We start from the raw sequence: 20,039 nt of genomic DNA, 5'->3' as shown, positions 1-20,039 counted from the left end.
TTTCTGGCCTGACATTATGCCTCTCTCCTTGTTGATCAGACCGCCGCGCCCGCGAGATGGCCCTCGCGGATCGCGGTCTGAACGTAGCGCGGCGAACTCGCGTCGCCTACGATGTGGATATCCGCCAAACGATCGCGCAGCGCTTCGAAAACGTCGCGGATCTGGCGATTGCTGGACACCAGCACTACCGTGTCGGCTGGCAGCACGGTCGAGTCCTGCAGTGTGCCCTGCAGATAGTCTTCGATGCTGAGGCCGTTTTCGATAAGGTCGGTACCGACCCGGATGCCGACGACGAAATCCCTGGACACCGCGCCCCGCACCGCGCGCATCAATTCCATGATGAAGCGCGCGCGATTCTCGAAGCTGCCGCCATATTCGTCTTCCCGTTTGTTGCTGTTGGGAGAGAAGAATTGCGCCGGCAGATAGCCGTGCGCGCCATGTATATCGACGCCGTCCAGCCCATATTGCTCCATCCGGCGCGCGCAATCGGCATAGGCCCCAATGATTTCGTCGATCATGCCTTTGGTCATGGGCGTGGGAACAATGCCGATGGCGACATTGGGAATGTCGGATGCGCTCCACGGAGGCGAGCCGTCGGGCCGACCAAATGCGGCGCCCGCATGCCAGAGTTGTTGAAAAACCTTGGTGCCGTGTCGCTGGAGGCGTTCCGCGAACACGCGCATCCCGTCCTCGATCTCGGGCTTGTAGATGTTCAGGCTATGCGGCGTCGACGGGTGAACCGAACCGATCTCACTGATGATGAGGCCGATGCCACCGCGCGCGCGCTCTTCATGATAGGCGATCAGCGCGTCGTTCATAATACCCCAGCCGATCCCCGTGCATGTGCCGGCCGGAACGTCCGGTTCTTGATCTCGAGATTCCCAAGCCGGATCGGCTTGTCGACGTGGGTGTAGGCCATCTAACTTTCTCGCCATCTCATTTTTGGGTTACTGCATTCGTTCGTTCGATCGTAGCGTACGTAAAATGCACATCGGCGCAGTATCCCAGGCAGTGCTAGTGGTCGACATTCAAATGGTGAGGCGCCTCTTCCTCAATGCAAGGGAGAGGCGCCTCGATCATAAAAGCAGGGGAGTTACTCAAATCCTGCTAGAACTTATACTCGATACGAACGCCATATGTACGTGGAAGTGCGGGTTCGTACGCCGTGCCATAGGGCGCGTTCGTGAATGCGCTGATCCAGTACTTCTTGTTGAAAACATTATTTGCGTAGAACCCGATCCGGAGATTGGCACCGGGAGGGCTGATATAGCCCGATGCATTCACGAGAACACGCCCCGGATCCCTGTCGTGGTTCAAATTTCCGCCAGCCCCGGGATAGAAATCGATAGATGACCGATATTCCGCCAGCGCGCTGAGATTGGCAGTCCAGGAAGCAATGTTGAAGTCGTAGGCTATGTTTGCAGAGCCTTTCCACTCGGGCGCCTGAGGAGGAGCGCGGCCGGTCAGAATGGTACTGCAGTTAGAGAGTACGGGACCACCCGCGGGAGCCGTCGGATCGTAGCAGACGATCGCGGCACCTTGAAAAGGCTTGTACCGCGCGTGCTGCCACGCACCGGAAAACCCGAGATGGAGGCCATTCATCGGCGTCAGCTGGGCCTCCGCCTCGATGCCGTAATTCTCCAGGGCCCCCGCATTCTTGGTGACTGTTCCGCCTGCATTAAGATCATATGTTTGCGTCTGCTGATTTTTGTTCTTGAAGTAGAATACAGCCGCGTTGAAAGTGGCTTTGCCGCCAAACGCCCGCTGCTTGATACCGATTTCGTGACTGAAAATCTTCTCGGGCTTGATCTCAGCCACCGGGAACAATGCCGGCCCGGCGAAACCACCAGCTTTATAACCACGCGTGAAACTATAATATATGTTGGTCGGGCCGTCATCCCACGCGAGTACGAAACGCGGTGTAAATGCACGCTCACTACCGCGCTCTACAAAAGTGAAAGGACCAGTACCCACGATGGCGCCAAATGCGGCGTTCGTGTCACCATAGAGCCTCCGCTCCTGATAGGTATAGCGGCCACCGACCGTCACCTTGAGCTGGTCTGTAAGATCATAATATCCCTCTGCGTACGCTGAATAGGACTTTGTTTTGGCCGTGTTTGCAAAACCGGGGAGCTGGCCATTCTGCGGCGGGAAAAACGAGCCTACGAACACGGGATTAAAAATCCCCTTGTCATACAAATAGTTAAGGCCAAAGATATAATTCAGGGGGCCAGACAACTTTGATGTCAGCTGAAAATCCTGAGTGAAAGTCGAGCCGCCAGACTTGGGGACGGTAAATACAAGAAGGTCCGCCGAAGAATAATCTGAGTCCGACGCACTGTTACGGTTGTCCTGATGACGATAAGTCGTGGTGCTGTTGAGATCAAACTCGCCAAGGTCAAACGTCATGTTGAGGTTGGCGCCCCATGCCTTCGAAGTAATTGGCGGCAACGGTGTCTTGTTGTAGGTAAAGTAGCCTGTTGGGTTGGCCTGACCCGTCAAAGTGCAGCCAAAACAGATCGGCGCTTGCGAATCGGAAATATCGATATCGTGAAGATACCTTGTGTTCTGGTACTGGCCACCCAGGATGATATCGGCACCCTCAGGCTGCCAACGCAATTTGAACCGCGCATTGTAACTCCGTCCGCCGCCAATTTCCGCATCCGGAGCGCTGAGGTTCTTTATATACCCGCCTTCATGCCTATAGCTTCCGGTTACGCGGAGCGCCAGATCTTCGCCAAGCGGCAAATTAACCATGCCATCAAGTCGGCGGTGTTCGATATTCCCGAACTCACCACGAAACCGCCCCTCGAATGCATCGGTCGGATCGGCTGAGTTGACGATGATCACACCGCCGGTCGCGTTGCGTCCATAAAGCGTACCTTGGGGACCGCGCAGTACCTGAATATTGGCGATGTCGAAGTTGTCGAGCACTTCGTACAAGTTCATAGTACGAACCATATAGGCGCCGTCTTCATAGATCGCCACCGGCATTTCGGATCCCACAGAGACCGTGGCGGCGCCGATACCGCGAATATACGCCTGGAAGAAGCCACTCGCGCCTGTTCCGAAGCTCGCGCCGGGCGTGATCGCGGCGACGTCGACGACATTTCGTATGCCCAGATTCTGAGCAGTCTCCGCGGATATTGCGGTTACCGCAAGCGGGACATTCTGCAGGTTTTGAGCACGCCGCTGAGCGGTTACAACGATATCTGCCGTATCCGCGGTTTCCTCCGCACTGGGCGCCGAAACGCCTGCAGCACTAGGGGCATCGGTCGGAGCAGCCGAACCGGCCTGCGCGAGCGAGGGCGTCGTCGCAAAAGCGGCGGTTACAAGCAATGCAGCTCGAACTTTATTAAAGCCTTTCATTTCATTCCCCTAAATGTAGATTTTTATTGAATTAAAAGCCGACGCAAATCCGTTACAAGTCCAGATAGAGATTAGGGAACCGCATAGGCGATCTCATCCGGCCATGAGAGGCGGCTTGTCGGCGCCGCGCGGATCAAACGACATCCAGAGCTCTCGCAAGCCGAATGGTGCGTATCCCTCTAGGGGAAGGCAGCTGGCATCACCCCGGCTGAACCGGAAGTTCGTCATACGACGTGTAAGCGCCTGGAAGGCCAGGCGCAGTTCGCCCCGCGCTAGCTGATTGCCGATGCACACATGAATGCCCGCACCGAACGCCAAATGGCTGCTGGCATTTTTGCGATGCAGATCGACATCGGCAGGGCAAGCGAACTGGGCCGGATCGCGGTTGGCCGCGCCAAAGCGCAGTTCTACGATAGACCCGGCGGGAATCGTCACGTCGCCAAACTGAGTGTCTGCCAATGCGGTGCGCCACAGGCATTGCAGCGGCGTGGCAGTGCGCAAAGCCTCCTCGATCAGAGCATTGGCAAGCGACGGATCGGCGTAGATCGCATCCGCGAGTGCGGGCTGTTCGATCAGCAGCCGCATGCCCGAAGCCAGCGTAGTTGTGGTCGTTTCGTTGCCGGCAAGCAGGATCTGGAAGACGATACTCTGAAGTTCCTGATCGGTGAGGCGGCGTCCGTCAGTATCCAGATTGGCCAACCGACTGATAAGCATGTCGTCCGGGGTGATGCGAACCCGTTCGATCTGGATCGCCATATATTGCTGCATTTCGATTATGACGCGCGCCAGTTCCAGCTGGCGCTCGGGGGTGAGTGGACCCGTCGTTTCCACCGCCACGTTAGACCAGTACTTGAATGTCGCCCGATCCTCACGTGGCACGCCGAGTTGGTCGGCGATGACGAACATCGGGAGCGGAATAGCGAAATCTTCGAGAAAATCGATCTCATCGCGGCCGATGATGCCGTCGATCAGCTTCGCGATCATCTCGTCGATCGCCGGTTCAAGTCCCTTCACCTTGGCAGGAGTGAAGACTTTGTCGACCAGGGTACGATATGTACGATGCTCGGGCTGGTCGTTGGATACCAACGTGTCCATCGGCAACCAGCCATCCTTCGCGAACAGGGCATTCGCTTCCGGGCTCCAGCGATCACCCAGAAAGGGCGTCTTGCTGCTGAGTACCGAGGGGCTGAGCAACGCTTTGCGGACATCATCATATCGGGTGAGCACGTAATGACCCGTAACCGGATCGTGGAAAACCGGCTGTTCCTCGCGCAACTTATCATAGAACGGAAAGGGACATCTCTGAATTTCCGGGTCAGCAAAGCTGGGTGAAGATGCCGGGATCATGGTCTCTCGTTCTCCTAAGCGAGCGGTATTTTTGCCTCATGCAAGCTGCGCCGACGAAGCCACTTGGGCGAGTTGCATCCGATCCATCCGCAAGTCAACAAAATAGTGTGAGTCGTCACTCCAGTTTTTTTATCGTTCTGTAGCCCCAGGAATTCTGTAAAGCCTGCTACTTTCCGCGTCAGTCCCGATGAGGCAGCATAGAGGTGAAAGTGACAGGCTCGACGACAGTTAAGGCGCGACGGGAAGAACGATTCAGGCGTCGCGAAACGCAGATTCTCGACGCCGCGCGCGCCTGCGTCCGCAAGGAGGGCTTCCATGCCGCAACCATTAGCCGCATATGCGCCGAAGCCGGGATGGGCGTCGGCCACCTCTATAAATATTTCCCCACGAAGGAGGCGATCATGATCGCGCTGGTCGAGCGGGATTTCGAGGATTTCATGGCGCGCTTCACGCGATTGCGCGGCACGCGCAAACCCAGTGTCGACCTGGTCATCAATGAGTTTATGAACGATACTTTGTGGATGCTGGATTATGATCGAGCGGCACTCGCGCTGGAAACGCTGGCGGAAGCGGCGCGTAATCCTAAATTCGCCGCGTTCGTCGCACGCGTCGACCGCCTTTTTCGCGATCAATTCCGCAAGATATTAAGCTCTCTGCTGGAAGGCTGCGCGGAAAATGAAATCGATATGCGTGCCGACATGCTGCTTGCGGTGACGCGGGCCTTTGCGATCCATAGCGGGACGCATCCCTCCAGAGACCCGCAATTTATTGCTGGATGTGAATTTGTGCTACGCGGCATTCTGGCGCCACCCGCGAGGGCCTGAGAGACTGTCGGGTGCTGCCCGGTCGGGCGCACGCGCCGCATCGACTTGCGCGAGGGAAGGAATCTAATAGGTCCTGAGGCTAAGTCAGACAATCGTTCCCTCCCACGGTAAAGAAGTAAGAAATTTCACCCTTTACCTTGGGCCAAACGAAACTCTTCCCCTACAAGCCGCTTCGCTATAGGAAATAGTGGCTATGGTATGGTGAGAATGCTGTGGTTTCAATATGCTCCGCTCATGCTCGAAGTAACTTCGATATTCAGTGAGCGTAGGCAAGCAGCCGCCTTGATGATCGGTAAGTCGCGGAGCGGCACAGTTTCAATTTCGAAGGAGAGAGCAGGCAATGTCCGTAAATCCAGAACAATCTGGCAAAATCCTTGTCATCGGCGCGTCTGGAGGCGTGGGACGGTGCCTCACACGGCAGTTGCTCAACAGCGGCTATAAGGTGCTTGGGTCTGCGCTGGATCAAGCCGATCTGAATGATATGAAAAAAGATGGTTTCGGCGCAGCGGATCTGTTCATCGCTAACTTCTCTTCGGCGGACGCCGGCATCGCACAGGTCAAAGAGGCGCTCGACCTAAATGACCGACCGCTTACTGCCGTGATCAGTTGCGTAGGCGTCAACCCTTCAGGTCCCTTGGAGACGACGCCGATAGATGTGTTCCGTCGTACAATCGAAATCAACACGGTTTCCAATCTTGCCGTCTATCAGGCGACCCTCCCCCAGTTGAGGGAAAGCCAAGGCCGATTCATCTTCGTCGGTTCCATGTCAGGCAAAATAGCGTTTCCGCTACTTGGCTACTACACTGCCTCCAAACATGCGTTGGAGGGACTAGTGGACACCATGCGCCTTGAGGCGGGCCAATGGGGCGTACCTGTCACCCTAATCCAGCCCGGTGCAATCGCGACTGCCATGGTTCATGGCTTCGCTGCGCAACTCGAAAGGGGACTCGCGCAACTGAATGAACAGGGCAGGCGCAACTATGGTGACTATTTCGCCCAGCATCAGGCATTTTCCCAGAAAGCTGACACTGTAGCGGTTTCGCCGGATGTGGTTGCGGAAACGATCATCGAAGCGCTTGAAGCAGAGGTGCCTCAAACCCGCTATACCGTGGGAAATGCTGTGGAACTTCTGGAAATGCGCAGAACATCATCCGATTTGGAGATGGATACTGTCTTCAACCAGTTGCTTCCCGGAAACCGTTTGGTAGAGCAAGCTGGCTGAACCCGTTTAGGGTCAGGATCTGTAATTTCGGTAGCTGAGCGGCGGCCCCTTGAGGGTTTCAAGATATGTCCGCACTTGCCGACCTGAAGGTTGGTGGTGCTGTATCGGGCCACGTCGGCCATTATGCGGCCCGGATATGGCGGACGAACTGTTCGGCGTCAGACCGAAGGCGCCGAAAATGGGTCTGCAATTCGCCGACGGCTATACGCACATCGTTTGCGGCACCGCTGTTCTGATCGGCAGACAAGCGAATATGTCCGCTGGCGTTCACCAGCTGATCGGTCTTGTGGAGCGCGGAAACGACGGTGCCCGTGATCTCGGTCCCCGCCCGTACTTGCTGCTCGACTGAACGGGCGACCGCGGATGCAATCTCATTCAATTGTTCGAGCATGCTGTTGATCGTTCTGGTGGCATCGACGACCCCGTTGGCGGATGCCTGAATGCTGCTGATTTGGCCGCGAACCTGATCGGTTGCTTTGCCGGTCTGCCCCGCGAGGGTCTTGACCTCTCCGGCAACGACCGCAAAGCCATGGCCAGCCTCGCCCGCGCGCGCAGCCTCGATTGTCGCATTGAGCGCGAGTAAGTTGGTTTGCGAGGCAATCTGATTGATGGCGCCGACAACCGTCTCGATGGCTTCGGCTTCCTCCGCGAGGACAGCGCTCCTTCCTCGTGCGTTTTCCGCTTCCTGGAGCGCGGTCGAGGCGGCCTGATACGACCTCTGTACCTGGCGACCAATCTCGGCAAAGGACATCATGAGCTCGTCTGCCGCCGACGCGGCGACCTGCATCGATAGCGCCATTTGCCCGCTTTCCGTGTCAAGCACGGTCGATTCCTGGCGCGTCTGCTCGGCTCTTAACTTAAGTTGTTCCGCATTTGCGAGCAGGCCTTCGGTTGAATGGCTGACCGCTTCGATCACAGCCGATATGTTTTCCTCAAACTCGTGTGCAAGGGTGTCGAGCATCGCCCGTTTTTCTTCCAAAGCTTTTTTACTATTTTCCTCATCGCGCCGCCGCTGTGCTGTCTCCGCGGCCTTCTTTTCTTCAGCTCGGCGGCGTTCGCTCTCCTCCGCCACACGGCGCTGTTCTTCGCGATCCACCTGCAAGCGGGCCGCCTCAAGCGCGTTTCCGCGAAAAGTATCTAGCGCCGTTACCACGGCACCAAGTTCATCACGGCGATGCAGGCTGCTGATGTCGATGTCATAATCCGCCGCTGCCAAGCGGGTGGTGGCATCGGCGATGCTGCGGATCGACCTTACGGTGGCAAGGCCGACAAGGAGGGACGCTACTACGATGCTTGGCACCGCCAGCAAGGCAAGCGTTGAAAATATCGCCGTCGTCGCTTCAACATCGTCACTCACCGCCTCGGCGCGGCGATTGGAATCGGCGATCCCGCTCCGGGTGATATGGTCGATGTTCGTTGTGACTTGCTCGGAATATTTGTGAAAGGACTCCAACATCGATGCAGCGCTGGCGAAGTCGATCGCAAGCATTGAGGTCACGACGTCTGCTGCCTGCGAATATTTGTCTATGTCGCGCAGGATGGCATCGATGCGTACCCGATTGGCCCGGCCGGCTTCGGTATTGCGAAAGGCTCCGAGATCACGACGGACGTCGGCTAGCGTCGCTTTGATAGCATCCGCCTGGACAGTGACGTCCACTGTTCCCGAATTGGCGGCCACCCTGTTCACAAGCCCCGACAGGTCAGCGTCTGCCCGCCCGAATTTCGCTTCAATAGCGGCCAACTTAGCCGAATCCTGCATGTCGACCATCACGATGTGTCGTGTAACGTCACGGACACCACGCAGCACCGATATCTCGATCACCGCCATCAGGGAAAGCAGGCCAAGGGCGAGTGCCGGCGCGATGCCGAACTTCACGATCAGCGGCCAGTCGGCAAGGCGCCTTGTGCGGTTCATGACCGCTCCTCGTTCGGGAGTTGCAGGGGACTCATCAGAAGCGGACCTGGGCACTGGCGCGCAGGCGCCGTTCGGCCGGCACAGGCGACATGCCCGCGCCGCCGGCACCGGTGAGATTGTCACCCGCAACGGAAAGCGTCACTGTTGAGGTTAGACTGAAGGCAATCTTTGCATCGACTGCCAGACTTTGGGGGACAGCTACCAGCCCGAGTGGCTGGCCGGGGACACGATTCAACTGGACGATCTGTTCGGTCTTCGAAAGATAACGCGCCGCCACGGTAGAAAGCAGCCGCCCATGCTCATAGCTGAGCTGCGCCTTTACCTTGTGCGCGGGTGTCCCTGTTGCAAGCGCGAGCCCGTGTTGGAACATACCGTTGGCATTGCCGGGGACGTCCTGCTTTTTCCCGGTCCAGCTATAGTTGACCATCCAGTGCCAGTTGCGCCGAATCCTGCCGCTCAATGCCGCTTCCAGGCCATAGGCCTCGAACGAGCCGACATTGCCCGCTGTCCACTGAAAAAAGGGATATGCAGGCGGGGCCGCGCTCGGCTGCTGTTGCAAAGTGGGGGAGGCGATCAAATTATCGGTTTTATTATAAAAGGCGGTCAGTTCGAGATGGCTGTCGATCGCCGCAAAATTGCGCGAAAAGCCGAGTTCAGCGCTCCATATCCGCGCTGGCTTGATATACGGATTCCCCGTCAACACGACAGGTACGGGCAATCCAGGAATCGGGAAGACCGCGGCCTCTCCGAACGAAAAGAGGGACGGTGCCTGGACTCCGGACGCCGCTGCGAGGCGAAGGGAACTTGCGTCGCTCAGCCGAAACAGTAAGGCGCCGTTCCCGCTCCAGTCCGTCAACGAGCGGTTGTAATCCGCTTGGGTAAAGATGGACGGTATCTTATCGGCGCCGGCCTGCCCAAGCGTGAGATGGTCGAGGCGCGCGGCGAGGGTCAGCACGAGGAAATCGTCGAGTTGGTGTTCCCACATTGCGCCGCCAGCATAGCCCTTGTATCGCGTCAGCCCCGGAAAGCCGGGAAAAGTCTTTAGCTGGTTGTCGCGATATTCCACGCTAAAGCGAAGCGTATCGCTAGTGCCAGAGCGAACCAGCACATCGCCGCCCGCGACGAAAACCCTGTTATGGAAGGTTAATTCCGTCTTCAGGGATGGGAGTGGGATTCGGATGTCGGACCAATTCCGAAAGCCATGAACCGAAACCATTCCCCAGCCCGTATCGTGCGAGACGTGCGCGCCGAGTGAGCTGAACTTGTAATGATGCGGGCTGGAGAACAGCGCCGAGGAGAATTCGAGGCGACGGCTATCCGAATGATCGAGGCTGAGGCCCGCCCCCGTCATATCGTCGATTCTGGCAACGAGTTCGCCTGACAGTTCTTTGTGCTCCGGTTTAAAGACGATACCGGGTTCTTGGGACGCCAGCTCGGACGCGTCGGCTCCTTCGAGTTCCTTGAATTTTTCATAGCCGCCGGAAAGCCGCAGACCGAGCCAATTGCTCAGCTTGAATGCGGCAGCGGTCGAGACCCGGACTTGGCCGGCTGTGCCGCCTTCGACAATTGCGCTTGCCTGTTGCGACTGCAGCGGGTTGATTGTGATGATGTTGATCGCGCCGGAGACCGCGTTGAAGCCGAACAATGCGCTGTTCGGCCCCCTGACAACCTCGATCTGCTGGATTTCTTCGAGTTGGACGCTGATACCCGCCCAGTTGGTCATGCCGTAATGGTCGAGATAGATCTGCCGGCCATTGACCATCACCAGCAGGCGCGGGTTGAATGTCTGAACGCCGCCGCGCACCGCAACATCCGATTGGCCGCCGGTCCAACGCGCCACATCGATCCCGGCATAGGCCTGAATCAGGCCGGGAATGTCATGAGCCGGTGACCGGCGAATATCGTCCCGGGTGATGATCGTGATCGAGGCGGCCGCCTCGGACGCGCGCTGCGGCTTGCCGGTGACGCTGGTGGTGACAGGCTCGTCGAATAACTGCTCGAGTTCCGCATAATTAACGCTCTGGGCGAGGGCGGCCGTAGGCGCCAGCAGGAAGATCGATGAAGCAAGGCCGCGCTTTAAAATCATCGTCATTCTCTTTGGTGAAGCGAAATGGATCGGCATGTCAGATTTCCTTCACCAGCATCAAAAAGGCCGCGCCGAATTTGACCTTTGAAGCTTTGCACGCTGCTTTGCTCACGATGATCTGGACTTTGGACCCGGAGCTGATCGAAACAGCGCAGAGGCCGGCCTGCGCGCAACCCGGATCGGAACTGACTGTGACGATGGAGCGCTGAGCGGCCGCTGACGCGACCTGGCGACCAATGGCTGCTCGGGTCACGAAAGCGACCTTTGCTTCAGCAAGGCCGCCTAGGGCGTCGGCCGAAACCATTTTAGGTCTGAGCGTCAGCGAGCCTATGACCAGGCCCCGGCCCAACGCGTGTTCAATCGTCTGCGCCTCGGCTTCCGAGCCGGCGTCACCGGGTTGGTAAACGATCGCTGCAGTAACGGAACCCGAAAGTGCCGGCTGCAGAAACGAAAGCACGCGCGCACCGGCAAGAACGTTGTTGGGCGCCATCTGCGCCGGAGCCAGCTGGGCCGTTGTAAGGCCAGCCAGGGCCGAAGCCACGTATAGCCATGAAAAACTGGTTCTAGGCAATGCGGCTCCTTAGCAATGGACAGGCCCTAATCGAATTGCCATTGGCAGAATATATTGGCTGAGTTTGGTAAAAATATCCTGAACGACTGGTCGAGCGGCCTCACCCTAACCACAAGGATTGTGGAGCCGATCAATCTTGACCCGCTCTATGCGTGTCGGGCATGATTTTGGCGGGTCCCGCATCTTTGACCGCGTCCAGAGATGAACGCAGGACGGCCGGAAAACAGCCGTACCAAGCGACTTGCTCGAGCTCAACCTTGTCTATCGTTTCATGCCCCCGATCTTCAGGAGGCCAGATACGCTCACTAGCAGAAGAGTCCTGCTGGGGGTGGAACCTTGCACCTCATATTTTGCCGGCAACAATATGTCGGTCAAGAACGAGGATGAGTAGAGACAAATCGTCCGGTATCCACCACTTCGCGACTTTGGAGTCGCAGGTGATCGATCATCGGCTCGCTGAGATCGGAACCCTCAGCGGCCGTGAGGCAAGCGCAACCAGAACCGAGAATATGACGGGCACGAAACTAAGCGGCTTCCAATCGAACAGCAGCTTCGATCGTCAGCAGAACGCAGGAGCGGGGTGCCGAAGACGGCCGTCATGCGCGCGCGGAGCCGCTTACCTCGACCCCGCCAGATGGTGGAGATGAGCACTTTGCGTGCAAACGAGGTCAGGGAATCGCCACCGTTTCGAATAACTGCTTCTGCTTACGTGCCGCGAAGATCAGTAGCACGGAGCACAGGGAGGCAATGGCGACAATGCCCGCGGTCATAAGGAAAGGCAGCCCGTATCCATCCGCGTGATCGAACAGGAAGCCGATCAGCGGCGCGAAGCCGAAAATGAAGGGCAGGATGATAGCATAGCTGATCCCCATCGCTCGGCTGACGCTCGCAGCCCCCACCAGCTTGCTGAGTGCGGCGCCGTGCAGCGTCGTAACCGGGACCACGCATATTCCAATCAGCGCCGCAAGCGCGAACAAGGGCAAGCCCGCGACATACAGCAGTCCCCACCACGCCAGGGCCTCGCATAAAGTCGCGAGAACGAGTGCGGCCGGAGGGCCGATGCGGTCCGTTACCCATCCAAAGAACAAAGTCCCGAGAATTCCGGCGCCGGCATAGGCGGAAAGCAACCCCGATGCTGTCTGCAGGGACAGATTCCGCTCCATGCCGAAGGGAACGATATGGACGACGAACGCCGTACCCGATCCCGATATCACGCCGATTACAACCGACAGCAGCCAGAAGGGCGGGCTGGTAAGAAGGTCGCGCGTCGAAAGCGGAGGGGCCTTGGCGGGCCCCTGGGCGGCTGCGCCACTTGAGCCCATATCTGTCCCGCGGGGGGCCTGACCGATCCGTCCAGGATACTCCACGATCAGCAGCAGGAAGGGGATCAACAGGAGGAAGATCGTCCCTATCCCTCCCAGAACCATAAACCGCCCATATTCCGACAGAAGCTCGGCGACGATGAAAGGGACTACGAAAAGCGCAATCGGCAGATTTACGATACTCAGGACCTTGCCCTGGTCTGAAATAAACCATCGGTTAATCAGCGTCAGCGGGCCCAATATGGCCAGCAGACTCACGCCTGCGCCGATCAAGGCGAACATCGCCAGCGCGAGGCTGAACGAAGGAAGGAGGGCAAGGCCCCAATAGCCTACCGCGCTGAGCGCCGCGCCGGCGACCATCGCGCTCCGCACGGGGATTTTCTGCAGCAGCCCCCCGATCAAGGGAGACAGGCCGCCGATTGCCAGCGTGATCAGGCTCATTCCCGTGGCCGCGACAGCGCGGGTCACGCCGAAATGCTGCTCGGTGCTGGCTAGCAGCGGTCCGAATGATCCAAAGGCGAAGCCCACAGAGAGGGTTTGCGCGAGAAAGCACGGCAGGACCACTCTCCATCCCGAGAATGACCGATCGGTTGGTGTGTGCATCGGGTTCCTCTCGCTGCTCGGCAGTTGCCCAAAGCTCACAGGCTTGCGGTGCCGCTCTAATGCTAGCCGTTAGTTGAGATTTCGCCGAGGCGCAATTTACTTCCGCAAAAAACAATGAGACCTACTTCAGATACCGTGACTAGGCTCAGGACCCATTGACCGGAGAGGCATGATCTGATCCAGCTCCGCAAGGGAAGCCCCTCAATTTTTCCGGTTCGTGGATTGACTGTCGCTGACGGCGCATGAAATACTTGCGGGTGTGCGCAGTTGCGTTTTGTCTGTATTTTCGTGTGTCATCACCCCGCCCACGCGCAGCCAGCTTGGAGTTTCTAATCATGGAAGTAGATCTTCACGTCCCGCGTTTTGACTGGGCGGGCGGCCCCGAAAACATCGGGCCCCGTGTCGCCGATCTTGCAAGGCGGGCGGAGGCGCTGGGTATTCGCGCGCTATCGTTCATGGATCATTATTTCCAGATGGACAATGTGGCGCCTGCCGAAGATCCCATGCTCGAGGGCTATACCACCCTGGGCTTCGTCGCCGCCCTCACCAGCCGCCTGCGCCTTCGTCTGCTGGTCACCGGCGTCACCTACCGCTATCCTGGGGCGCTGGCGAAGATCGTGACAACGCTTGACGTGCTGTCGGGCGGCAGGGCGGAACTGGGGATTGGCGCCGCATGGTATGAACGCGAGCATAAGGGCCTGGGTATACCTTTCCCCCCGGTCGCCATACGCTTCGAACAGCTTGAGGAAACCCTGCAAATCTGCCTTCAGATGTGGAGCGACAACGATGGGCGCTTCGATGGCAAGCATTTCCAGCTGGCCGAGACGCTGTGCTATCCCGCACCGGTTTCCCAGCCTCGTCCCCGCATAATGATAGGCGGCGTCGGGGAGCGCAAGACGCTGCGCCTGGTCGCCCAATATGCCGACGCCTGCAATTTTTTCGGCAGCCCGGCTGAAGTGGCGCACAAGATCGGTGTGCTGCGGCAGCATTGCGACGCATTGGGGCGGGACATCGGCACCATCGATGTGACGACGCTGGTCATGGCCGAGGATAGCTGGACAACTACGGATATGCTGCGTGCGGCCGAAGACTATGGCGCTGTGGGCGTGAACGCGATCACGGTCATGCCGCTGGGCGACGATCCGGTTGGAAAGCTTGAAGCGATGTTCGGGCCTGCAATGGACACTATTCGGGCCATCGAATCGGCCTCGATATGATATCGCTGGCCGCGGAAGCCGCTCGCCGTGCCGAAATGAGCGCTTTATGGGAAAAGCTTGGGCGGCGCGCCATCTATGCGTCCGAGCGTCAGATACGCTTGCCGTCACGCGTGGCAGTTTGTCCCTTAGCCGCGTCTTCCACTGACCTCGCTATCTCTAACAGCGGTCTTTGCCGGACCTTAGCGTACACCCAGTCGTAAACATGCGAGGCTCTCGTCGCGACATTGCGCGGCATCCGACGTGTAATACCAAGTTGGGTGGCCGCGGCTCTTAGCCTCTCCCCTGAAGAGAAGCGGCTCCACAGGTTCCAGTCAGCGCAAACTGGTATAAAGTGATCGGCCCCAGCTTTTGGGATACCCCGCTGGCGACATTCCCGCCAATATTCAGATCAGCCGAACAGCGCGACCGTGCGCTCGACCAACCAGTAGGAGGCAAGCGTTCCGACGACCGCCGCGCTGGCATGGCGCATGATCACCGGCGCATTGGCCCTGAGGCGCATATGCGCCCAGGCTTTACGCAGGATCAGGTAAAGCGTGATCGCAGCCATCACGAATATCAACTGGCCGATTTCCACGCCTATATTGAAGAAGAGCAGCCCGGTGACGAGTTCGGTCTGCGGCAGACCGATCTGGCCCAGCACTGCGGCAAAGCCGAAGCCATGGAGCAGGCCGAAACTGCTCGATACGACGATGGGATAACGCCAGCTTAGCGTGTCGCGCGACCCCTTATAGATCTCCACCGCCAGAAAGACGATGCTCAAGGCGATGGCCGCTTCCACCGGCGGCACGGCCACCTCGACCCATCCCAGCGCCGACAGGGCCAGCGTGATCGAATGGGCGACGGTGAAACCGGTGATCGTCAGCAGGATGCGCCTGAAGCCGCCCGCGAGCCAGAGCAGGCAGATCAGAAAAAGCAGATGGTCAAAGCCCGTCAGAATATGTTCGATACCCAGGCGCAGATATTGCCCGGCAACGCCCGCCCTGCTCTCGGGCTGCGGCAACGCAACCCTGGTCTCGCCCGGCTTGAGCAGCAGGGACCGGGACTCACCCGACGCCCAGCTGATCCGGACGAGTCCGGGAACCGCAGGTGCCGAGCCGGGATAGATCAGTCGCAACGCCCCACCCAGTCCGCGCGGGCATCGGTAAAGATCGGTTCCGCCATCATGGCCTGCACCGGCGACCCGCGTGCATTGCTTGTCGATCTGCACGCTGGGTTTGAAGGGCTCAGGGTAGGATGGTGGTAGCCTGAGATCCACGGAAAAGAGCGCGCCGCCTGCCTGTCGCACATTGATCAGCAGTGGGAACGCATCATGAGCGCTGGCGGGCGCCATCCCGGCCAACAGGCATATCAGGGCCAGCAACAAGCGGGCCACGTTCATTTGGGCATCAGCTTCTGCACATCGCGGCCGATGTCCACATGGAATTGCGCGATCAGGCCGCGCGCAAAGGCTTCGCGGCGGGCATTTCCGGCATCCTTTGCCGCATCATCCGCGATCAGGGCCCGCGCCTGTGCAAAGGGCAAAGGACGCCCGGCATCCTTGCGGACGATATTGACGACGTGAAAGCCATATTTAGAACGCAGCGGACCCTGCCAGCGCTCGCCCTGCGCGGCCATCGCGAATAATCGTTCGGCAAAGTCCTGACCGAAATGGCTCTCGACGATCTCCGGCGTTCGTTCGACATAGTTCGAGAGGTAGAGAAAACGGTCGGCGCGGAGATTGCCTGTTTGATCGCCGCCCTTGTTCAAAGCGGCCATGGCCGTGTCGGCCAGCTTCCGCGCACCGTCCCATCCATGCACATCGGCGCTGAAGAAGATGTGGGAAAAACTGATAGACGGCGGTTCGACATAGCGGTCGCGATGGGCGTCGTAATAGCGCTTCAGCGTGGCTTCGTCCGGAAGACTGACCTGCGTCTGGTCGTCCTCCGCCAGATATTCCAGAGACTGAACCAGCCGCCGTCGCATGACATAGTCATTCTTGTCGAGGCCAAGCCGCAGTCCTTCGCGATACATCGCCTCTTCCCGCACCATGTCCTTGACCATGGCCGCGACCTCGGGCGGCGACATCTGATCGAGCATTTTTCCGGCGCCGGCTTCATTGAACGAGCGCGCGCGCAATTGCAGGAATCGCAGCAGGCTCGCTCGATCGACCTCGATCACTCGCGATGCGGCGGTGTCGTCGCCTGGGCTGACCGCCGCATGCAGGGCAAAGAGGGATAAGCCCGCAAACAGGAACCAGACAAGCGGCTCCCGTCGCAAGCGAATGATCAGGTCAGTCATGCTTGTTTATGCCTATTCCACCCTACGAGATCCGCGTACCGCGGATAGGATCATGGATTATACCAGATCGGCGAGCTGAAGGCGCGGTCCTGCACGGTCATGGGGATATTGGCGGGCATCTTCACCTTGAAGAATTTCGCATCATAGGCGGTCCATCGCGGCTTGGGGATTTCCAGCACGCGCACATAATAGAAGGCACGTTGGTTGGGATCAAAATCAGGATCGGTCCATACCGTCGCCAGTTCGGGCGCGCCGATGCTGTTTGTGTAGGACGCGTCGGCGACGTTCACCGTGCTGCCGACCGGCGGCGCCTTGCCGGTTTTCGGATTCACCTTGCGGCCATTGGACAAGGCAACGTCATAGATTTTCTCGTGCGTCTCGCCTTTCGCGTCGACCCAGCCCTTGATCACCTGGGCACGGTCGAGATTGGCGTCGTCGGGGTCCTTGGCGGCGGCAATCATGAAAACTGGCGCCTTGGCCGCCCGACTGCGCGTCAGGTCGCCCCCCATCGGCACGCCTCGCTCATAGCCGATATGCACATAGTCGGGACGCATCACGTCAGACTTCGCGAAATTCCACCCGCCAAAGACGCGCAACTGAATGCGCGAACCGGTGGTCGCATAGACCTCCCGGCGCCTGATCGCATCGAATATGGCCTCGCGTGTATTTTCCTTCGCCCACACCGCCGCAAGGCCCGAAGCGCCGATCTGCCAGTTCCACTCCGTTTCCTTCGTCGTCTGGACCAAGGGCAGAGCGTAGCGCCGGGCGGACGGTTCGGAATTGGGCAATTTGCCCATGAAATTGTCCTCGGCCGTGGTCGACAGGCCAGTATGGGAATCGGTGCTGCCGATCATGCCAAACTTGAATGGATTGACCCCCAGCTTCTGTTCAAAGCGCAGCCCGTCCTTCAGCGCCTTTCGCGCATATTCATATTGCAGCATCGCCGGCGTCTTGCGAACGCTCCCTTGCACATTGGTGGTGTCCCAAAGTTCGAAACCGGCGAATTCGTCGGTCGGGGACAAGGTTGGATGTGTTTCGCTGGTGCCCTTGGTCTGACTCACCTCATAGACCGGCTCCCACCGCGCCCGATCGCGCGCATAGGAAGCGGTAAAGGGCTGGCCCGAAAAGGTCTGCGGCAGGAACATGCGCCCGTTGCTGAGATTGCCATTATGGGGAATGGCCAGAACCTGGCCGCCGGTCCTGGCCTCATACGCCTTCAGATAGGCCCATAATTTTTCAGGGTCGGTGCTGTCCAGCGACGAGAAAGGAACGACTTGCATGACCTTGTCCGCACCATCGCGAAAGATGACGTTGCGGTGCAGATTGTCACCGGAGGGCGTCGAACTCCATTCGTAACCGATCAGCGCCGTGAAATGACCGGGATCGTTGAACCGATCTGCGTTCCTGACGACGTCCTGCCATATCGATTTCACCAGTGCAGCAGGTTCGGGAGAGCTTGCGCCGCCAGCCCGGAGGATCTGGAAAAATTCGTTCATCGCCGTTTTGACGTCGCCTGCTTTCAGCAAATCACTCCAGCGCTTGCCCTGTTCCCAAACGCCTTCCGTGCTGCCGCCCTTGGCCAGCCGCGGGAAAACGCCGATATATTCGGCATGATCGGATACCACCAGGAAATCGAGCGGACGACGCAGCTTCGCGCGCAAGCCGCTCGTGGAGGAGACTTCCTCGCCTCTGGCCAGTCGGTAGGCTTCTTCCGGGCCCACCGTGAAGTTACCCAATCCAAACGCATCTGCCGAGTAGCTGGTGTGGAGGTGCGTGTCGCCCCAATAGAGATTGGTATTTTCCTTCGCAAAGCGAACCGGCGGAGAATAAGGTGTCGAAGCGAAGGGGTCGGCCTTCGCAGAATTCGCTACGTCAACCACCGCTTCCTTCGGTTCGGCGAGCAAAGCTTTTCCACCGACAAGCAGCAATCCACCCGACACGGCCGCCAAAGTCGCCCATTTGCCGCACCTCAGCACCAAATCGTGCGTCGCCATCAGTTTTCATCCTCTCCAGCCATATCATGGCTGTCACGAACGGAGCCTGAAACAGTTTTCTAGTTTAATCTAATTCCAAGAAACCTCAAAAAACATGTGCCCGATGACCGTTCATGTCCATCCCAGCTGCCCGATCTCGCAAATCTCTCGGTATACTCCCCAGACTCGCTAAACCTGATCCCGCGAGGACATTGCTATTTCTACCATCGCCGCCCTCGCGGCGAAGCGCGGGCGTCGATGACTGTCATCTTCATCCGGTCGAAGCGCCAGAAGAGAGTGTCGCCGCGCAACCTGTAATGGTCGCGCAATAGGCGTGAGACGAGGAGATGCTTGGGGGGCGCTGCTTGGGCTGTTCAGAGCCCCCCTCCAGTCAAGCGCGCGCGGCCTCTTCTTCGGCCGTCACGGCGAGCGCGTCCTTCACCGCATCGGCATATTCCGGGCGGCAGATGATGAGATCGGGCAGGTAGACATCGCGCTGGTTGTAGAGGAGCGGCGAGCCGTCGAGGCGCGAGCAGAACAGGCCATGCGCATGGGCCACGGCGACGGGGGCAGCGCTGTCCCATTCATATTGGCCGCCCGAATGCACATAGAGTTCGGCCTCGCCGCGCACCACCGCCATGGCCTTCGCTCCGGCCGAGCCCATTTCGAGCAGCTCCGCGCCCAACTTCTTCGCTACCGCGACCGCTTCCTTGGCGGGGCGGGTGCGGCTGACGAGCATGCGCGGCGGATGGTTCGCGGGTGGGAGCGCCTGCGGCCTGTCCGAGCGCAGCACAAGGTCCATGCCCGGCAGCGCCACCGCCCCGATGATCGCCACGCCATCGATCGCGAGGCCGACGTGAACGGCCCAGTCGGGCCGCGCCTCGCCATATTCGCGCGTACCATCGACCGGATCGACGATCCACACCCGTGCCTTTTCCAGCCGCTCCGGATTGTCCTTTTCCTCCTCGGAGAGCAGTCCGTCGTCCGGGCGCTGCTCACGCAGCGCGCGCACCAGGAACTGGTTGGCCGTCTGGTCCCCGGCCTTGCCAAGCGCCTTGGGCGAGAACATGCCGCTGGCACGTACCTCGATCAGGATACGCCCGGCCGCCTCGGCCAGATGCGCGGCGAGTTCCGCATCCGTCATACTCATGGGATCAGCCTCGCGACGATAAGTTCGGCCGCCTCCTCGGCGGACATGTTTGCAGTGTCGATATGCATCTCCGGATTCTCTGGTGTTTCATACGGCGAGTCTATGCCGGTGAAGTTCTTGAGCTCGCCGGCGCGGGCTTTCTTGTAGAGGCCCTTGACGTCGC

At 58.9% G+C, this 20,039-nt stretch carries 16 protein-coding genes and 1 pseudogene; 5 read left to right on the top strand and 12 right to left on the bottom strand.

The features are described from left to right. Window positions 1–35: 35 nt before the first annotated feature. From AAC645_RS19800 to AAC645_RS19790, 3 genes are all read right to left on the bottom strand, one after another. Window positions 36–818, bottom strand: coding sequence for an oxidoreductase (locus AAC645_RS19800; protein WP_340318303.1), 783 nt, complete (start codon window positions 816–818; stop codon window positions 36–38). A 289-nt stretch (window positions 819–1,107) separates the two neighbouring features. After that, window positions 1,108–3,369 (bottom strand): TonB-dependent receptor, encoded by a 2,262-nt coding sequence (locus AAC645_RS19795; protein WP_340318302.1) that lies wholly within the window; start codon window positions 3,367–3,369, stop codon window positions 1,108–1,110. A 93-nt stretch (window positions 3,370–3,462) separates the two neighbouring features. Next, window positions 3,463–4,353 carry a cytochrome P450 gene (locus AAC645_RS19790; protein ID WP_340318301.1) on the bottom strand — a complete coding sequence of 297 codons (891 nt, stop codon included), beginning with the start codon at window positions 4,351–4,353 and terminating at the stop codon, window positions 3,463–3,465. A 75-nt stretch (window positions 4,354–4,428) separates the two neighbouring features. Here AAC645_RS19790 and AAC645_RS19785 point away from each other — a divergent pair, with 75 nt between their 5' ends. From AAC645_RS19785 to AAC645_RS19775, 4 genes and pseudogenes are all read left to right on the top strand, one after another. Beyond that, the gene (locus AAC645_RS19785; RefSeq protein WP_340318300.1) at window positions 4,429–4,701 is read left to right on the top strand and encodes a hypothetical protein; all 273 of its coding nucleotides are present in this window, start codon (window positions 4,429–4,431) and stop codon (window positions 4,699–4,701) included. 218 nt (window positions 4,702–4,919) lie between these two features. Continuing rightward, window positions 4,920–5,117 (top strand): annotated as a pseudogene (locus AAC645_RS20550) (TetR/AcrR family transcriptional regulator); the annotation flags it as partial. Next, entirely contained in the window at window positions 5,118–5,540 is a 423-nt protein-coding gene (locus AAC645_RS19780; protein ID WP_340318299.1) for a hypothetical protein, read from the top strand. Window positions 5,541–5,880: 340 nt separating this feature from the next. Beyond that, the gene (locus tag AAC645_RS19775) at window positions 5,881–6,762 is read left to right on the top strand and encodes an SDR family NAD(P)-dependent oxidoreductase (RefSeq protein WP_340318298.1); all 882 of its coding nucleotides are present in this window, start codon (window positions 5,881–5,883) and stop codon (window positions 6,760–6,762) included. A 121-nt stretch (window positions 6,763–6,883) separates the two neighbouring features. Here the strand turns inward: AAC645_RS19775 and AAC645_RS19770 are convergent, their stop codons facing one another. From AAC645_RS19770 to AAC645_RS19755, 4 genes are all read right to left on the bottom strand, one after another. Next, window positions 6,884–8,677, bottom strand: coding sequence for a methyl-accepting chemotaxis protein (locus AAC645_RS19770; RefSeq protein ID WP_340318297.1), 1,794 nt, complete (start codon window positions 8,675–8,677; stop codon window positions 6,884–6,886). A 34-nt stretch (window positions 8,678–8,711) separates the two neighbouring features. Then, on the bottom strand, window positions 8,712–10,799 hold the full coding sequence (locus AAC645_RS19765) for a TonB-dependent receptor plug domain-containing protein (RefSeq protein WP_340318296.1): 2,088 nt from the start codon (window positions 10,797–10,799) through the stop codon (window positions 8,712–8,714). 1 nt (window position 10,800) lies between these two features. Beyond that, on the bottom strand, window positions 10,801–11,253 hold the full coding sequence (locus AAC645_RS19760; protein WP_340318295.1) for a hypothetical protein: 453 nt from the start codon (window positions 11,251–11,253) through the stop codon (window positions 10,801–10,803). 749 nt (window positions 11,254–12,002) lie between these two features. Then, entirely contained in the window at window positions 12,003–13,259 is a 1,257-nt protein-coding gene (locus AAC645_RS19755) for an MFS transporter (RefSeq protein WP_340318294.1), read from the bottom strand. A gap of 335 nt (window positions 13,260–13,594) precedes the next feature. Between AAC645_RS19755 and AAC645_RS19750 the strand changes: the two genes are divergently transcribed. After that, window positions 13,595–14,476 (top strand): LLM class F420-dependent oxidoreductase, encoded by an 882-nt coding sequence (locus AAC645_RS19750; RefSeq protein WP_340318293.1) that lies wholly within the window; start codon window positions 13,595–13,597, stop codon window positions 14,474–14,476. Window positions 14,477–14,864: 388 nt separating this feature from the next. Here the strand turns inward: AAC645_RS19750 and AAC645_RS19745 are convergent, their stop codons facing one another. The 5 genes from AAC645_RS19745 to AAC645_RS19725 all read right to left on the bottom strand — a co-directional run. Further along, window positions 14,865–15,854 carry a HupE/UreJ family protein gene (locus tag AAC645_RS19745; RefSeq protein WP_340318292.1) on the bottom strand — a complete coding sequence of 330 codons (990 nt, stop codon included), beginning with the start codon at window positions 15,852–15,854 and terminating at the stop codon, window positions 14,865–14,867. Next, window positions 15,851–16,753, bottom strand: a complete 903-nt coding sequence (locus AAC645_RS19740; protein WP_340318291.1) for a peptidylprolyl isomerase — start codon at window positions 16,751–16,753, stop codon at window positions 15,851–15,853. Before AAC645_RS19740 ends, AAC645_RS19745 begins: the two co-directional genes overlap by 4 nt. Window positions 16,754–16,803: 50 nt before the next feature. Beyond that, a complete protein-coding gene (locus AAC645_RS19735; protein ID WP_340318290.1) occupies window positions 16,804–18,747 on the bottom strand; it encodes a DUF3604 domain-containing protein in 1,944 nt (647 codons plus the stop codon). A gap of 370 nt (window positions 18,748–19,117) precedes the next feature. Next, window positions 19,118–19,870 carry a 3'(2'),5'-bisphosphate nucleotidase CysQ gene (locus AAC645_RS19730; RefSeq protein WP_422785867.1) on the bottom strand — a complete coding sequence of 251 codons (753 nt, stop codon included), beginning with the start codon at window positions 19,868–19,870 and terminating at the stop codon, window positions 19,118–19,120. Between the two features lie 2 nt (window positions 19,871–19,872). Then, on the bottom strand, window positions 19,873–20,039 hold a 167-nt coding region (locus AAC645_RS19725), incomplete at its 5' end, for an adenylyl-sulfate kinase (RefSeq protein WP_340318304.1).

Source organism: Rhizorhabdus argentea, assembly GCF_037861105.1.
Classification (GTDB): Bacteria; Pseudomonadota; Alphaproteobacteria; order Sphingomonadales; family Sphingomonadaceae; genus Rhizorhabdus; species Rhizorhabdus argentea.
Note: the sequence above shows the minus strand (reverse complement) of the source record. Positions and strands in the feature narration are given on the sequence as shown.

Excerpts from the sequence above, each read along its gene's own strand:
- AAC645_RS19800 (WP_340318303.1), bottom strand. The coding sequence starts at position 818 with ATGAACGACGCGCTGATCGCCTATCATGAAGAGCGCGCGCGCGGTGGC.
- AAC645_RS19795 (WP_340318302.1), bottom strand. The coding sequence starts at position 3,369 with ATGAAAGGCTTTAATAAAGTTCGAGCTGCATTGCTTGTAACCGCCGCT.
- AAC645_RS19790 (WP_340318301.1), bottom strand. The coding sequence starts at position 4,353 with ATGATCGCGAAGCTGATCGACGGCATCATCGGCCGCGATGAGATCGAT.
- AAC645_RS19785 (WP_340318300.1), top strand. The coding sequence starts at position 4,429 with ATGCTCGGGCTGGTCGTTGGATACCAACGTGTCCATCGGCAACCAGCC.
- AAC645_RS19780 (WP_340318299.1), top strand. The coding sequence starts at position 5,118 with ATGATCGCGCTGGTCGAGCGGGATTTCGAGGATTTCATGGCGCGCTTC.
- AAC645_RS19775 (WP_340318298.1), top strand. The coding sequence starts at position 5,881 with ATGTCCGTAAATCCAGAACAATCTGGCAAAATCCTTGTCATCGGCGCG.
- AAC645_RS19770 (WP_340318297.1), bottom strand. The coding sequence starts at position 8,677 with ATGAACCGCACAAGGCGCCTTGCCGACTGGCCGCTGATCGTGAAGTTC.
- AAC645_RS19765 (WP_340318296.1), bottom strand. The coding sequence starts at position 10,799 with ATGCCGATCCATTTCGCTTCACCAAAGAGAATGACGATGATTTTAAAG.
- AAC645_RS19760 (WP_340318295.1), bottom strand. The coding sequence starts at position 11,253 with ATGGCGCCCAACAACGTTCTTGCCGGTGCGCGCGTGCTTTCGTTTCTG.
- AAC645_RS19755 (WP_340318294.1), bottom strand. The coding sequence starts at position 13,259 with ATGCACACACCAACCGATCGGTCATTCTCGGGATGGAGAGTGGTCCTG.
- AAC645_RS19750 (WP_340318293.1), top strand. The coding sequence starts at position 13,595 with ATGGAAGTAGATCTTCACGTCCCGCGTTTTGACTGGGCGGGCGGCCCC.
- AAC645_RS19745 (WP_340318292.1), bottom strand. The coding sequence starts at position 15,854 with ATGAACGTGGCCCGCTTGTTGCTGGCCCTGATATGCCTGTTGGCCGGG.
- AAC645_RS19740 (WP_340318291.1), bottom strand. The coding sequence starts at position 16,753 with ATGACTGACCTGATCATTCGCTTGCGACGGGAGCCGCTTGTCTGGTTC.
- AAC645_RS19735 (WP_340318290.1), bottom strand. The coding sequence starts at position 18,747 with ATGGCGACGCACGATTTGGTGCTGAGGTGCGGCAAATGGGCGACTTTG.
- AAC645_RS19730 (WP_422785867.1), bottom strand. The coding sequence starts at position 19,870 with ATGACGGATGCGGAACTCGCCGCGCATCTGGCCGAGGCGGCCGGGCGT.